The 15,183-nt window shown below is 71.2% G+C and carries 10 protein-coding genes; 4 read left to right on the top strand and 6 right to left on the bottom strand.

Annotated features, from left to right (window positions below; translation table 11 throughout):
* The first annotated feature begins 280 nt into the window (after positions 1 to 280).
* Entirely contained in the window at positions 281 to 1,138 is an 858-nt protein-coding gene (locus tag ACIRJT_RS15635) for an HAD family hydrolase (protein ID WP_403909100.1), read from the top strand.
* 142 nt (positions 1,139 to 1,280) lie between these two features.
* Here ACIRJT_RS15635 and ACIRJT_RS15630 read toward each other — a convergent pair whose 3' ends face one another.
* The 5 genes from ACIRJT_RS15630 to hisC all read right to left on the bottom strand — a co-directional run bounded on the left by ACIRJT_RS15630 (position 1,281) and on the right by hisC (position 10,586).
* On the bottom strand, positions 1,281 to 2,987 hold the full coding sequence (locus tag ACIRJT_RS15630; RefSeq protein ID WP_403909097.1) for a GAF domain-containing sensor histidine kinase: 1,707 nt from the start codon (positions 2,985 to 2,987) through the stop codon (positions 1,281 to 1,283).
* A 94-nt stretch (positions 2,988 to 3,081) separates the two neighbouring features.
* The gene (cydD, locus tag ACIRJT_RS15625; protein WP_403909094.1) at positions 3,082 to 6,630 is read right to left on the bottom strand and encodes a thiol reductant ABC exporter subunit CydD; all 3,549 of its coding nucleotides are present in this window, start codon (positions 6,628 to 6,630) and stop codon (positions 3,082 to 3,084) included.
* Between the two features lie 87 nt (positions 6,631 to 6,717).
* Positions 6,718 to 7,719, bottom strand: a complete 1,002-nt coding sequence (gene cydB, locus ACIRJT_RS15620) for a cytochrome d ubiquinol oxidase subunit II (protein ID WP_403909091.1) — start codon at positions 7,717 to 7,719, stop codon at positions 6,718 to 6,720.
* A 16-nt stretch (positions 7,720 to 7,735) separates the two neighbouring features.
* The gene (locus tag ACIRJT_RS15615) at positions 7,736 to 9,247 is read right to left on the bottom strand and encodes a cytochrome ubiquinol oxidase subunit I (RefSeq protein WP_403909088.1); all 1,512 of its coding nucleotides are present in this window, start codon (positions 9,245 to 9,247) and stop codon (positions 7,736 to 7,738) included.
* Positions 9,248 to 9,506: 259 nt separating this feature from the next.
* Positions 9,507 to 10,586 carry a histidinol-phosphate transaminase gene (hisC, locus tag ACIRJT_RS15610; protein ID WP_403909085.1) on the bottom strand — a complete coding sequence of 360 codons (1,080 nt, stop codon included), beginning with the start codon at positions 10,584 to 10,586 and terminating at the stop codon, positions 9,507 to 9,509.
* A gap of 406 nt (positions 10,587 to 10,992) precedes the next feature.
* Here hisC and ACIRJT_RS15605 point away from each other — a divergent pair, with 406 nt between their 5' ends.
* The 3 genes from ACIRJT_RS15605 (at position 10,993) to ACIRJT_RS15595 (ending at position 14,498) form a co-directional block, all read left to right on the top strand.
* Positions 10,993 to 12,105: a LacI family DNA-binding transcriptional regulator gene (locus tag ACIRJT_RS15605; protein WP_371624661.1), complete on the top strand. Its 1,113-nt coding sequence runs from the start codon at positions 10,993 to 10,995 to the stop codon at positions 12,103 to 12,105.
* A 159-nt stretch (positions 12,106 to 12,264) separates the two neighbouring features.
* Positions 12,265 to 13,464 (top strand): metallophosphoesterase, encoded by a 1,200-nt coding sequence (locus ACIRJT_RS15600; RefSeq protein ID WP_403909873.1) that lies wholly within the window; start codon positions 12,265 to 12,267, stop codon positions 13,462 to 13,464.
* A 203-nt stretch (positions 13,465 to 13,667) separates the two neighbouring features.
* Entirely contained in the window at positions 13,668 to 14,498 is an 831-nt protein-coding gene (locus tag ACIRJT_RS15595; RefSeq protein WP_403909082.1) for a hypothetical protein, read from the top strand.
* Positions 14,499 to 14,591: 93 nt separating this feature from the next.
* Here ACIRJT_RS15595 and ACIRJT_RS15590 read toward each other — a convergent pair whose 3' ends face one another.
* A complete protein-coding gene (locus tag ACIRJT_RS15590; protein WP_403909079.1) occupies positions 14,592 to 14,945 on the bottom strand; it encodes a DUF805 domain-containing protein in 354 nt (117 codons plus the stop codon).
* Positions 14,946 to 15,183 lie beyond the last annotated feature (238 nt).

Raw genomic sequence — 15,183 nt, 5'->3', positions numbered from 1 at the left:
TTGAGGGGACAGGTGATTGTAGGTGTGGAGGGGGTGGGGAAGCTCAGCTCCTCCGCGCGCTGTCAGCGGTCGCGACCGCCCTCGCGCCGGCGATGCACAGGTGAGGATCACGGTGCCCAGGCGGAGGCTCATGCCCCTGAGCCTCCGACCGTACGGGCGGGTGACGGCCTCCTGATGGCTTTGGCATATGCCAGAGGGCTTTTCCGCAGATCAACGTCCTACCCACTCAGATGTGCGCCCCTCCGCACGCCCGTGCACCTTTGTGGGCGAGAATGGGCCGGTGACCTCAGTGACCGATACGCCTCTTCCCGCCGTGACCCGGCTGATCGCCACCGACCTCGACGGCACCCTTCTGCGTGACGACAAGACGCTGTCCGCGCGCACGGTCGCGGCCCTCGCGGCGGCCGAGGAGGCCGGGATCAGGGTCTTCTTCGTCACCGGCAGGCCGGCCCGCTGGATGGACGTCGTCCGGGACCACGTCCAGAGCCACGGTACGGCGATCTGCGCCAACGGCGCCGTGGTCACCGACCTGCGAACGGACGGCGAGCTGCTCTCCGTACGGCCGCTGGAGCGCGCGGCGGCCCTGCACGTCGTACGCACCCTGCGCGAGGCGGCCCCCGGCACCTCCTTCGCCGTCGAGATGACCACCGGCATCAACTACGAACCGGCCTACCCGCCCTTCCACCTGGACCCGGGCGCCACGGTGGCGGTGGCCGAGAAGCTGCTGCACGAGGACGCCCCGGGCACCGGCGCGCCCGTGCTCAAAGTGCTGGCCCACCACACCGAGCTGGCGCCCGACGCCTTCCTCACGCTGGCCCGTACGGCGGCCGGCGACCGGGCCGCCTTCACCCGCTCCAGCCCCTCCGCACTCCTGGAGGTCAGCGGGCCAGGCGTCTCCAAGGCCACGACACTCGCCGCCTGTTGTGCCGAGCGCGGTATCTCGTCCGCCGAGGTGGTCGCCTTCGGTGACATGCCCAACGACATCGAGATGCTCCGCTGGGCCGGCGCCTCCTTCGCGATGGGCAACGCCCACCCGGACGTGCTGGCCGCCGCCACGGGCCGGACCACGACCAACGAGGAGGACGGGGTCGCGGTCGTCATCGAGCGCATCCTCGCCGCCCGCGCAGAGAACCGCTGAAACCTTTCAGCACATCAGCGGACCGGCACATCACCAGACCGGCACACCAACACACCGGCTCGCGGACCCGGCATGCGGCAACACCGGCTCGCGGGCGGCCGGACGGTGGCCCTCACAGCGCAGGGCCACCGTCCAGCCGCCCTCACAACGGCGCCTCCCACACCACCGTCGTACCTCCTCCGTCCTCCCCGATCCCCGGTTCGATACGGCTCGATCCGCCCAGGGACTCGGCCCGGCGGGCCAGGTTGCGCAGCCCACTGCGGCGGCCGCCCTCCGGGATGCCCACCCCGTCGTCGGCGACCGAGAGCCGCACCGCCGCCCGCCCGTCCGGCAGGGTCGCCGTCGCGTCGACGACCACATCGATCAGCGACGCCCCCGCGTGCCGGAACGCGTTGGAGAGGGCCTCGCGCAGCGCGGCGACCAAGTTCTTGCCCGTCAGCTCGCCGACGAGCGAATCCACCGGGCCCAGGAAGCGGTGCGAGGGCTTGAAGCCGAGCGGGACGGCCGCCATGTTGATCTCCCGCAGCACGCGCGTGCGCAGCCCCGAGGGGGCCTCGGCCGGTTCCTGCTGGAGCGCGAAGATGGCCGTGCGGATCTCCTGGATCGTCACGTCCAGCTCGTCGACCGCCCGGCCGACACCGGTCCGCACCTCGGGCACCACCGATCCGCGCTGGGCGCTCTCCAGCATCATCCCGGTGGCGAACAGCCGCTGGATCACCAGGTCGTGGAGGTCGCGGGCGATCCGGTCACGGTCCTCGTACACCGCGAGGCGCTCCCGGTCCCGCTGCGCCTCGGCCATCATCAGCGCGAGCGCCGCCTGGGAGGCGAACTGGGTGGCGAGCGTCCGCTCGGTCTCCGTGAACGGTCGCGCGCCCCGCGACCGGGGGGTGGCCAGCGCGCCGAGCACCCGGCCGCCGCTGTGGAGCGGCAGCATCATGCTGGGGCCGAACCGGTCGGCCAGCCTGGTGGCCATCCGGCTGTCGGTGGCCGAGTCGTCGATGAACACCGCCTCGCCCGCCAGGAGTTTCGCCACCACCGCGCTCCGGGGCGGGATGATCACGCCGAGCGAGGACGCGGGATCGTCGGACGAGACGGCGACGATCTCCAGCCCGCCCTCCTCGGCGGGAAGCAGCACGATCCCGGCGGCGGAGTCGGCGAGCCGACGAGCCTGTTCGGCGACCACGGACAGCGCCTCATCGGCGTCCCCACCCGACAGGAGGGCCGTGGTGACCGCGACCGAACCGTCGATCCAGTGCTCCCGCTGCCGCGCCGCCTCGTACAACCGGGCGTTGCCGATGGCGATCCCGGCCTCCGTGGCGAGCACCCGGACCATGTGGAGGTCGTAGTCGCTGAATTCGGCGCCGTCCTGCTTCTCCGCCAGATAGAGGTTGCCGAAGACGTCCCCCTGGACCCGGATGGGCACCCCAAGGAAGGTCCGCATCGGGGGGTGACCCGGCGGAAAGCCCGCGGACCGCGGATCGGTGGTCAGGTCGGCCAGACGGACCGGGGCGGAGTCGTGGATCAGCGCGCCGAGCAGACCCCGGTGGCCGTCGGGGCGTCGCCCGATCGCCTCGGCCACCTCCTGCGGAACGCCGTAGGTGACGAAGTCCGACAGGCCCTCGCCCAGCTCGTCGACGACGCCGATGGCGGCATACCGGGCGTGGGCGAGCTCGGCCGCCGTCTCACAGATCCGGTCCAGGGTGGAGTGCAGTTCCAGCCCCGAGCCGACGGAACGCATCGCCTCCAGGAGCTGCGGCACCCGCGCGGTCAGCTCGGTGGACAGACCCTGAAGGCTGCGGGTGGCCCGGGTGGCGGCGTCGAGGGAGTCCTGCGGGTCGGGCTCTGCCATGGCCTGAGCCTAGTTAGTGCCGATAGGGGGCGAAAGTCGAGAATGCGCTCGACGGGCGAAGGGAGGCCGGCCGTCCGGATCCGGTCCGGTGGCGTCACCGCTGTCGGACTCCCGCCCCGACCGTCTCCCGTTCGCGCTCCAGCATGCGGCGCAGCGGCCCGTCCTCGGCGGCGAGTTCGGCGTACGGTCCGCGCTGCACGACCCGGCCCGCGTCCAGCACCAGCACTTCGTCGACCGTGTCGAGGCCGGTCAGCCGGTGGGTGATCAGCACCGTCGCACAGCCCCGGGTCGCGTCCAGCAGGTCGGCGGTGAGGGCGTCAGCGGTCGGCAGGTCGAGGTGTTCGGCCGGCTCGTCCAGGACGAGTACGGGAAAGTCCGCGAGGAGCGCGCGGGCCAGGGCGAGGCGCTGGCGCTGGCCGCCGGAGAGCCGCGCGCCGTGCTCGCCCACCGGGGTGTCGAGCCCCTCCGGCAGGGCCAGCGCCCAGTCCAGGACCCGGGCGCGGGAGAGCGCGTCGCGCAGTTCGGCGTCGGTCGCCCCGGGGCGGGCCAGGCGCAGGTTCTCGCGGATCGTGCTGTCGAAGACGTGCGCGTCCTGGGCGCACAGCCCGACCGAGCGCCGGACCGTGTCCGAGTCCAGCGCGGACGCCTCGACACCGCCCAGCCGGTACGTCCCCGACGAGGCGTCCAGGAAGCGCAGCAGGACCTGGGCGAGCGTCGTCTTGCCCGAGCCGGAGGGACCCACGACCGCGATGCGCCGGCCGGGCGTCAGCGTCAGGTCGAGCGAGGTCAGCGCGTCGTGCCGGGCCCCCGGGTAGCGGGCGCTCAGCCCCCGCGCCTCCAGCGGGAACGGGGACGCGGGCTCCTCGGCGGGGGCCTCGGGCTCCCGTACGGGCACGGGGGCGTCCAGCACCTCGAACACCCGCTCCGCGCTCCGTGCGACGCGCTGGCGGTACTGCACGGCGAGCGGCAGCCCGGTGACGGCCTCGAAGGCGGCCAGCGGGGTCAGCACCACCACGGCGAGCGCGACACCGGACAGCCGGCCGTCCTGCACGGCGGGGACGGCGACGGTCGCGGCGGCCACCACGGTGAGTCCGCAGACCAGGGCGGACAGCCCGCCGCCCAGTGCCGTCGCGGCGGCGGCGCGCGAGGCGATCCGGGTCAGCAGTGTGTCGGCCGCGCGCAGCCGCGTCTGCCGGGCGGGCAGCGCGCCCGCGACGGTCAGTTCGGCGGTGGCGCCCAGGAGGTCGGTGACCCGGGTGGCCAGGGCGGCGCGTGCGGGTGCGAGCTGGCGCTCCGTACGGCGGGCGCAGGCGCCGCTGAGGAGCGGGACGCCGACCCCGGCGACCAGCAGCCCCACGGCCAGGATCACGCCCGCCTCCGGAAGCAGCCAGCCGGTGAACCCGGCGGCCGCGGCCCCCACCACGACGGCGGTGCCGACCGGCAGCAGCCAGCGCAGCCAGTAGTCCTGGAGCGCGTCCACATCGGCGACGAGCCGGGACAGCAGGTCGCCGCGCCGCGTGGTGCGCAGGCCCCCGGGGGCGATGCGTTCGAGGCCCCGGTAGACGGCGACGCGCAGTTCGGCCAGGAGCTTCAGGACGGCGTCGTGCGAGACGAGGCGCTCGGCGTAGCGGAAGACCGCCCGGCCGATGCCGAAGGCGCGGGTCGCGGTGACCGCCATCATCAAGTACATGACCGGCGGCTCTTCGGAGGCGCGGGAGATCAGCCAGCCGGAGACCGCCATGAGCCCCACGGCGGACCCGACCGCCAGGCTGCCGAGCAGCAGGGCCAGGGTCAGCCGTCCCCGCTGTGCCCCGGCCGTCTCGCGGACCCGGGCGAGCACCCGTCCGGAGCGGGCACCGGACCTTGCCTGCCCGCCGTCGGCCGCGCGCTGTTCCTCCGTCCGGTGGGCGTCCAGGAGTTCGCCCCCGGCGAGCGGCTGCGGGACGGCCGGTCCGGTGGCGACGGCACGCGTAGCGCGGCTCACGTCCTCGGTCGGCTCCCGCACGTCGGTACGCGGTTCCAGGGTCACCACGCGGTCGGCGACCGCCAGCAGGGCCGGGCGGTGGACGACCAGCAGCACGGTCCGCCCGGCGGCCAGCCTCCGTACGGCGTCGACGATGCCCGCCTCGCTCTCGCCGTCCAGGCTCGCGGTCGGCTCGTCCAACAGCAGGAGCGGCCGGTCGGCGAGGAATGCCCGGGCGAGGGCGAGGCGCTGGCGCTGGCCCGCGGAGAGTCCGGCGCCGTCCTCGCCCAGGGCTGTCCGCACCCCGTCGGGCAGCGCCGCGACGAAGTCGTACGCGCCCGCGTCCCGCAGCGCCGCGAGGACCGCCTCGTCGTCGGCGTCGGGCCGGGCGAGGCGCACGTTCTCGGCGATCGTGTCCGCGAAGAGGTGGGGGCGCTGGGGGACCCAGGCGATACGGCTACGCCAGCGTTCGGGGTCCAGGTCCATGAGGTCCCGGCCGCCGACCCGGACGTGCCCCTCGTCGGATACGGCGAATCCGAGGAGCACGTTCAGCAGGGTGGACTTGCCGACGCCGCTCGGGCCGACCAGGGCGACGGTCTCCCCCGGCTCCACGGTGAGCGACGCGGCGTTCAACGAGGGCTCTGTGCGGCCCTCGTGGCGCACGGTCACGTCCGCCAGCTCCAGGCGCAGTGTGTCCGGCACGTCCTCGGTGCCCGGGGCCCGGGGTTCGGTCTCCAGGACCGTGAAGATCTCCTCGGCGGCCGACAGTCCCTCGGCCGCCGCGTGGTACTGCGCTCCGACCTGGCGGATCGGCAGATAGGCCTCCGGGGCCAGGATCAGGACCACCAGACCGGTGTAGAGGTCGAGCTCGCCGTGGACCAGCCGCATGCCGATCGTGACGGCGACCAGGGCGACCGACAGGGTCGCCAGCAGCTCCAGGGCGAACGAGGACAGGAAGGCGATCCGCAGGGTGCGCAGGGTGGCCCGACGGTAGTCGGAGGTGATCGCGCGGATCGATTCGGCCTGGGCCTTGGCCCGCCCGAAGACCTTCAGGGTCGGCAGCCCGGCGACGACGTCCAGGAAGTGTCCGGAGAGCCGGGACAGCAGCTGCCACTGGCGGTCCATCCGGGACTGGGTGGCCCAGCCGATCAGGATCATGAAGAGCGGGATGAGCGGCAGCGTGACGACGATGATCGCCGCCGACACCCAGTCCTCGGTGACGATCCGGGCGAGCACCGCCACGGGCACCACGACGGCGAGTCCGAGCTGCGGGAGGTAGCGGGCGAAGTAGTCGTCGAGCGCGTCGATGCCCCGGGTCGCCAGCGCGACGAGCGAACCGGTGCGCTGCCCGCTCAGCCAGTCGGGGCCCAGCCGCGCGGCCCGCTCCAGGAGCCGGCCGCGCAGTTCGGACTTGACGGCCGCGCTGGCGCGATGGGCCGCCAGTTCGGTGAGCCAGGCGACGAGAGCTCGACCGAGGGCGACAGCGGCGAGGAGAAGGAGGGGGGTGCGCAGCGCGGTGACCGTGAGTCCGCCCTCGAAACCGCCCACCACGATCTCGGCGATGAGCATCGCCTGGGCGATCACCAGCAGGGCGCCGACCAGGCCGAGGACCACCACGGCCGCCAGGAAGAGGCGGGTGGCGCGTGCGTGGTGGAGCAGACGCGGATCGATCGGTTTCACGTGAAACATCCCCCCGGCGGGGTCGGTGAACTCTGCGGGACGGTGAGCTGCCGTGGGCCTCGCGGGGCCCGCGGCAGCTCACCGGAGTCAGTGCGCGTCGGCGATGTGCTGGGTGCCGATGCGCTTGCGGAAGACCCAGTACGTCCAGCCTTGGTAGAGCAGCACGACGGGCGTGGCGATGCCTGCGCACCAGGTCATGATCTTGAGCGTGTACGGGCTGGAGGAGGCGTTGGTGACCGTGAGGTTCCAGGCGTCGTTCAGCGAGGAGGGCATGACGTTCGGGAAGAGCGCCAGGAAGAGCATCGCGACCGCCGCCGCGATCGTCACGCCCGAGAACGCGAACGACCAGCCCTCGCGGCCCTTGGCGATGGCCCCGATCGCGGCCAGGAGCGCCACCACCGCCACGATCATGGCCCCCAGGCTCCAGGCGTCCCCGTTGTCCGCCTGCGTCCAGACCAGGAAGCCCAGCGCCAGCACCGCGGTGACCGGTCCCAGCTTCAGCGCCAGTGCGCGGGCCCGGACCCGGATGTCGCCCGCCGTCTTGAGGCCGGCGAAGACCGCTCCGTGGAAGGTGAAGAGGGTGAGCGTGACGAGACCGCCGAGGATCGCGTACGGGTTGAGGAGATCCCAGAAGTTACCGACGTACTCCATGTCGGCGTCGATCTTCACGCCCCGCACGATGTTCCCGAACGCCACGCCCCACAGCACGGCGGGGATCAGGGAGGTCCAGAAGATCGCGGTCTCCCAGTTCGTCTGCCACCGTTCCTCGGGCCGCTTGGCTCGGTACTCGAAGGCGACGCCGCGCACGATCAGGCAGAACAGGATGATCAGCAGCGGCAGGTAGAAGCCGGAGAACAGGGTGGCGTACCACTCGGGGAAGGCGGCGAAGGTCGCGCCGCCCGCGCTGAGCAGCCAGACCTCGTTGCCGTCCCAGACAGGCCCGATCGTGTTGATCAGGACCCGGCGCTCCTTGCGGTCGCGGGCCAGCAGTTTGGTGAGGACCCCGATGCCGAAGTCGAATCCCTCCAGGAAGAAGTAGCCGGTCCAGAGGACGGCGATGAGCACGAACCAGACGTCGTGGAGTTCCATCTCTCAGCTCCTGTGCTCAGTACGAGAAGGCCATCGGCCGGTCGGCGTCTTCTTCGTCGTGGCCGCCGATCTTGGTGGGCGGGTTGAGGTCGTCCTCGGTGAGTTCCGGCGGCCCGGCCTTGATGTACTTCACGAGCAGCTTCACCTCGATCACGGCGAGCACCGCGTACAGCAGCGTGAAGACGACCATCGAGGTGATGACCTCGCCCTGCGAGACACCGGGGGAGACCCCCGCACGGGTCTGGAGCACCCCGTAGACGACCCACGGCTGGCGGCCCATCTCGGTGAAGATCCAGCCCCAGGAGTTGGCTATCAGCGGGAAGAGCAGCGTCCAGAGCGCGACGACCCAGTAGAGCTTGGTGAGCCTCGGGCTCAGCGCCTTGTTCTTGAGGAGGACGAGATGTGGCACCTCGTCCTCGCCGGTCCGCAGCGCCGGCGGCAGCAGGAACTTCTTCCGGGTCAGCCAGAGCCCCAGGAGGCCGAGGCCGAAGGAGGCCATACCGAAGCCGATCATCCACCGGAAGCTCCAGAAAGCGACCGGGATGTTGGGACGGTAGTCGCCGGGCCCGTACTTCTCCTGCGCCTCCTTGTTGAGGTCGTTGATGCCGGGGACGTACGAGTTCGGGTCGTTGTTGGAGAGGAAGGACAGCACTCCGGGGAGCGAGATCTCCACGGAGTTGTGGCCCTGGCTGACGTCCCCGTACGCGAAGATCGAGAACGGCGCCCGCTCCTGGCCGTCCCACAGGGCCTCGGCGGCGGCCATCTTCATCGGCTGCTGCCGGAACATGACCTTGGCCAGGCTGTCGCCGCTGACGGCGGTGAGCATGCCGGCGACCACGACGGTGATCAGGCCCAGGCGCAGCGAGGTCCGCATCACCGGGATGTGCTTCTTGCGTGCCAGGTGGAACGCGGCGATGCCGACCATGAAGGCCCCGCCGACCAGGAACGCCGCCGTGATGGTGTGGAAGAACTGGGTGACCGCGGTGTCCTGGGTGAGCACCCGCCAGAAGTCGGTGAGCTCGGCGCGGCCGCGCTCCTCGTTGATCCGGTAGCCGACCGGGTGCTGCATCCAGGAGTTGGCCGCCAGGATGAAGTACGCGGAGAGGACCGTGCCGATCGAGACCATCCAGATGCAGGCGAGGTGGATCTTCTTCGGCAGCTTGTCCCAGCCGAAGATCCACAGCCCGATGAAGGTGGACTCGAAGAAGAAGGCGATCAGCGCCTCGAAGGCGAGCGGAGCACCGAAGACGTCACCGACGAAGCGCGAGTAGTCGGACCAGTTCATGCCGAACTGGAACTCCTGGACGATGCCCGTGACGACGCCCATGGCGATGTTGATCAGGAACAGCTTGCCCCAGAACTTGGTCGCCCTGAGGTACTTCTCGTTCTCCGTCCGCACCCAGGCGGTCTGCAGGCCGGCGGTGAGCGCGGCGAGCGAGATCGTCAGCGGGACGAAGAGGAAGTGGTAGACGGTGGTGATGCCGAACTGCCATCGCGCCAGGGTCTCCGGCGCCAGAGCGAGGTCCACGTCGTCAGTCTCCTTACATCGCCGTGATCGGACCGGCACTACGCCCCTTTAATCCGCCCGATTGCGGGAGGAACCAGGGCACGCTTGTGAACGCGTTCACATTCACAAGCAATTATGGCGCACACACTTTCGGACCCTTCGCCGGGGGTACCCCTTTTCGACCCCGGCCCCCGAAGCCGGCCCCCGTCACCCACGCAAAGGGCCCCGGACCTCGCGATCGAGGTCCGGGGCCACCCGGTCGTACAGGCGCGCGCGAGGCCTACAGCTCGGCGCGGAACGCCTCCGCCGCCTTCAGGAAGAGGTCGTTGCCCTCGCTCTCGCCGATCGAGACCCGGACGCCCTCGTCCCTGAAGGGCCGCACGACCACTCCGGCCCGCTCGCAGGCCCCGGCGAAGTCGAGGGTCCGCTCGCCGAGCCGCAGCCAGACGAAGTTCGCGTGCGACTCCGGCACCGTCCAGCCCTGGCGCACCAGCTCCGCGCTCACCCGGGTGCGCTCGGCGACCAGCGAGCCCACCCGGCCCAGCAGCTCGTCCTCCGCGCGGAGCGAGGCCACCGCCGCGTCCTGGGCGAGCTGGCTGACCCCGAAGGGGACGGCGGTCTTGCGCAGCGCCGCGGCCACCGGCTCGTGGGCCACCGCGAAGCCGACCCGCAGCCCGGCCAGACCGTACGCCTTGGAGAAGGTCCGCAGCACCGCCACATTGGGCCGGTCGCGGTAGATCTCGATGCCGTCCGGCACCTCGGCGTCGCGGATGAACTCCTTGTACGCCTCGTCGAGCACCACCAGCACATCGCTCGGCACCCGGTCGAGGAACCGTTCCAGCTCGGCCCGGCGCACCACCGTGCCGGTGGGGTTGTTGGGATTGCAGACGAAGATCAGCCGGGTCCGGTCGGTGATCGCCTCCGCCATCGCGTCGAGGTCGTGCACCTCGCCCTCGGTCAGCGGGACCTTCACCGAGGTCGCGCCGCTGACCTGCGTGATGATCGGGTACGCCTCGAAGGACCGCCAGGCGTAGATGACCTCGTCACCGGGTCCGGAAGTGGCCTGGAGCAGCTGCTGGGCCACCCCCACCGACCCGGTGCCGGTGGCGAGATGGGCGAGGGGCACACCGAAACGGTCGGCCAGCTCGTTCATCAGGCCGGTGCACGCCATGTCCGGGTAGCGGTTGAAGTTCCCCGCGGCGGCGAGCGCCGACTCCAGAACCCCCGGCAGCGGCGGATAGGGATTCTCGTTGGAGGACAGCTTGTACGCGACCGGTCCGCCGGCCGCCGCCGGCTTCCCCGGCACATAGGCGGGAACGCCGTCCAGCTCGGCGCGCAGCTTGGGGCTCGTCTCGCTCACCGCAGGTCCTCCTCGACCGTCCGTTCACAGCAATACTGCACACCTTATGAGGATTGGGCCCCGCTGCGAATGGCCCGAGCGGGAAATCGACCGCAGTGCCCGGGAATGGGGGCCTCGCGCGGGGCCGATCCGGGGCCTCTCCCGGGGGGAGCGCTTCCCGTTCCGCCGCACGCCGGTGGCTCGCGCCGTGGCGCGCGTCCCCCGAAGTGGTGAGTTGAGACCTCTTCGAGACATCGCACATACAGCAGGCTGCCACCCTTCAGCACCTGAAACACGCATGCAATAGCGGCCAACTTCCTTTCATTGTAAGGTTTCTGATGGCCAGTGACCTTGCAGAAACGTGCCTGTCAACGTGGGCATATGCGACCGGACCGACCACCCCTCGGAGCCCTACTATCGGCTCGCCATGACAGCAGCAGGGAAGCACCAGGTGAGCCGGACGGAGACCCCCCGGCGCAGCGGCCGGCCAGGACGGGCGGGTATCCGTGATGTGGCCGCCGCGGCCGGAGTCTCGATCACGACCGTCTCCGACGCGCTCAACGGCAAGGGCAGGCTCCCGGACGCCACCCGACGCCATGTCCGCGAGGTCGCCGAGCGCCTGGGCTACCGCCCTTCCGCCGCGGCCCGAACCCTCCGTACGGGCAAGTCCGGCCTGATCGGCCTGACCGTGACCACGTACGGGAATGAACCTTTCACCTTCACCGAATTCGCGTACTTCGCGGAGATGGCGAGAGCCGCGACCTCCGCGGCGCTCGCCCGCGGCTACGCCCTCGTCATCCTTCCCGCCACCTCGCGGCACGACGTCTGGTCGAACGTCGCGCTCGACGGGACCGTCGTCATCGACCCCTCCGACCAGGACCCGGTCGTCACCGAACTCGTCCGCCAGGGGCTGCCCGTCGTCTCGGACGGCCGCCCCGCCGGAACGCTCCCCGTCACCGCCTGGGTCGACAACGACCACCGGGCCGCCGTGCTCGACCTCCTCGACCATCTCGCCGCCGCCGGGGCCCGCCGGATCGGCCTGCTGACCGGCAACACCACCGACACCTACACCCGGTTGTCCACCACCGCCTACCTCCACTGGTGCGAGCGGGTCGGCCAGGATCCCGTCTACGAGTCCTACCCGGCCCACGACCCCTGCGCGGGGGCGGTCGCCGCCGACCGGCTGCTCGCCCGCCCGGACCGCCCCGACGCGGTCTACGGGCTCTTCGACCCCAACGGCACCGATCTCCTCGCGGCGGCACGCCGCTACGGACTGCGGGTCCCCGAGGACCTGCTGCTGGTCTGCTGCAGCGAGTCCACCGTGTACGCGGCCACCGAGCCGCCCATCACGACGCTCTCGCTGAAGCCCCGCCGCATCGGCACGGCCGTGGTCCAACTGCTCATCGACGCCATCGAAGGGATCGGGCACGACGGGCCGGTGGAGCAGGTCATACCGACGGAGCTCATCGTCCGGACCTCCTCGCAACGACGTCCACCACGCACCACGGTCAGCGCGCCGCGCTCCCCCAGCGGGGACTGATCATCTCTTTTCGGACCAATCGACCGATGAACCGTGCGTGCGCCCGGATTCACCACCCCTGGTGCGTCACACAGATCGATCCGCATTCCTATGATGGGCGCACGACACCGCGGACCACCTCTACCAGGCAGGGCCCGTCAGGTGTACGGCGGCGCGACGGTGGTGGAGGGGTCGATGACTCAGGGGGCCGGTCAGGAACCCGTGGTGCGGACGGCGACGTTGCGTGACTTCCGGGTTCCGCCGTATGCGCAGACACCCGTGCCACCGCAAGCCCAGGCGGCACCTCCTTCCCCGGTGCCGCCGCGCGCGCCGGAACCGAACCCTCCGGCGCCGGGCGCTCCCGTGCCCCCGGCACCCGGCGCCTCCGTGCCGCCGCGCGCTCCCGCGCCACCCCGGCCGCCGCATCCCGGCAACGCCGTCGTGGGCGACGAGCAGCCGGACGGCTACACCCCGACCGAGCGGGACCTCCCGGTCATCCGCCGCGGCGACACGGTGCGGGTGCGGACCGTTCCCGAGCCGCGCCCCGTGGCCGGGGACAGCCGCGGCCCGCTCTTCGTCGTCGGCGATGTCCACGGCTACCTGGACGAGCTGATCGCCGCCCTCGGCGCGCAGGGCCTCATCGACGCCGACGGCAACTGGGCCGCGGGCAACGCCCGACTGTGGTTCCTCGGCGACTTCACCGACCGCGGGCCGGACGGCATCGGGGTCATCGACCTCGTCATGCGGCTCTCCGCCGAGGCGGCGGCGGCCGGCGGCTACTGCAAGGCCCTGATGGGCAACCACGAGCTGCTGCTGATCGGCGCCAAGCGGTTCGCCGACACCCCCGTCAACTCCGGGGCGGGCACCGCCACCTTCCAGGCCGCCTGGCTGCTCAACGGCGGCCAGAAGACCGACATGGACCGCCTCCAGGACGTCCACCTCCAGTGGATGTCCCGGCTCGACGCGGTAGTCGAGGAAGACGGGCATCTCCTGATGCACTCCGACACGACGGCCTACCTCGACTACGGGTCCACCATCGAGGACGTCAATGACACGATCACGGCCATTCTCACGCGCAATGACGCCGACGAGTGCTGGGACCTCTTCCGCAAGCTCACCAAGCGGTTCGCCTTCCGGGACGAGGGCGGCGCCCAGGCGGTGCGCGAGCTCCTGACGACCTACGGCGGACAGCGCGTCGTCCATGGCCACAGCCCCATTCCGTACCTCCTGGGCGAGGTCGGCACGGAGGAGGGCGAGGACAGCGCGGGGCCGGTGATCAACGGTCCGCACGTGTACGCGGACGACCTCGCCATCGCCATGGACGGCGGAGTGACCATGGCCGGAAAGCTGTTGGTGGTTCAACTCCCGCTGCATGACTGACCGTCGGCGGGGAAGACGCTTCAGGTTCCGCCTGCGTCGACCCCGCCGATCAACGGACCCGTCACCGGGCCCAATTCTGGAAACACCCTGTCACCCCGTGCCGTGAGCGCTCTACCATCGGCGTATCAGTGGCAGGCTCTCCTCCGTTTCCGCCCGATCGCCCGGTCCACGCGGGCAACCGGGCACCGACGGAGCATCGGGGGATGCAGATGACAAGCGCTCCGCACCTGCTGGCCGAGGACGGACCCGAGTACGAGCGGATCCTGGGCGACGCACTGCGCCACGCTCATGAACGCCCGGACCTGGAGGGCGTCGGGGACCGGCTCAACACCGAACAGCTGCGCACCATGGCGCTCAGCGCCACGGCGCTGATCACCGCGGCCGCGGCCACGGAGTACGAGCACTACGTGAAGGCCCGCGGCGAGCTGCGCCGCGCGGCGACCGCGGAAGAGATCGACGGCGGCCCGGCCCCGGACGGGCCGCGGAGCACGGCGGCCGGATCGGGCGCCGGCATAGGCGCGGTCATCACGGTCCTGACCCCGCTGCTGGCCGGCTCCGCGGCCGTCATCTTCCTGCTCGTCGGCTACCTGGTGAAGGCGGTCGGTCCGTCGGTGGCCTTCGGCGGCTCGATGGTCGCGGCCGGATGGTTCTTCGCCGCGGTCGCCGCCGCGGCGATCCTGGTGGCGGCGATCGGCCTGCTCGTCACCGCGCTCCGCAACGGCGCGACGTCCCTGGCCGCCGAGGACGAGGAGCAGGAGCTTCCGGAGGATGTCGCGCGGGCCAGGGAGGCGTGGCGCCACGCCCTGCTGGAGCGCGGCATCCTCCCGTTCCTCCGGGATGCCCTGGCCGACCCCACCGCGGGGCCCGCCGCACGGACCCCGCACCGTTCACCCAACCGCATCCCGAAGGTCGGATACAGCAGGCCGGACTTCTCCGGCCCGGACGACGGACCGGCGGCCGGCCCCCGACCCACGTTCACCAGCCCCGACTTCACGAGCCCGGACTTCGGCGGGCCGGAGCACCGGCCGGACTGACAACCGGGCCGAGGTCCGGGTACGGCGAAGGCCGGGGCGGCTGTGTGCCGCGCCCGGCCTCAGGCTGCTCCGACCGGCGTCGGAGCTTTTCGGTCAGACTGCCGGGGCCAGCTTCGGGTTCTGGCCGTGCTGGTTCGCCTCGTGCTTGCCCTCGGAGGCGAGGAAGACGATCAGGATGATGAAGCCGACCAGCGGGACGATCCCGATCAGCAGCCACCAGCCCGAGCGGCCGGTGTCGTGCAGGCGGCGCACGGCGACCGCGAGGCTCGGGACGAGAATCGCGACGGCGTATATGTAGGACAGGAAGTCCGCGCCGATCAGGTTGCCGATGATCGTGAGCACCAGGCTGACGACGAAGCTGATGAGCGCGAACATCCAGTACTCCTTGCGGCGCGCGCGTCCGCTGAAGCCTGCGTAGTTCTTGAGTACTGCCAGGTACCAGTTCATGGTGATTCCCTCCCCGGCCCCCGTTCCGAGGGGGCGCCAATTTCAAGCCAAGCAAGCCGGAAAGTAAGCCACAGATAAGGAGAGGGTCAAGCGAAGATGAGCTGCGGGCCAAACGTACATACAGCTGCCACACGACTGTGTCCATACTGTCGCTTAACAAGGCAGCTAACTATGTCAAACCGACCTGAAACGGCTGTAGTTGACCGGTAAGCCATAGAACGCCCACAGGCTCCTGGCC

This window comes from Streptomyces sp. NPDC102283, assembly GCF_044766265.1.
Taxonomy (GTDB): Bacteria; Actinomycetota; Actinomycetes; order Streptomycetales; family Streptomycetaceae; genus Streptomyces.
Note: the sequence above shows the minus strand (reverse complement) of the source record. Positions and strands in the feature narration are given on the sequence as shown.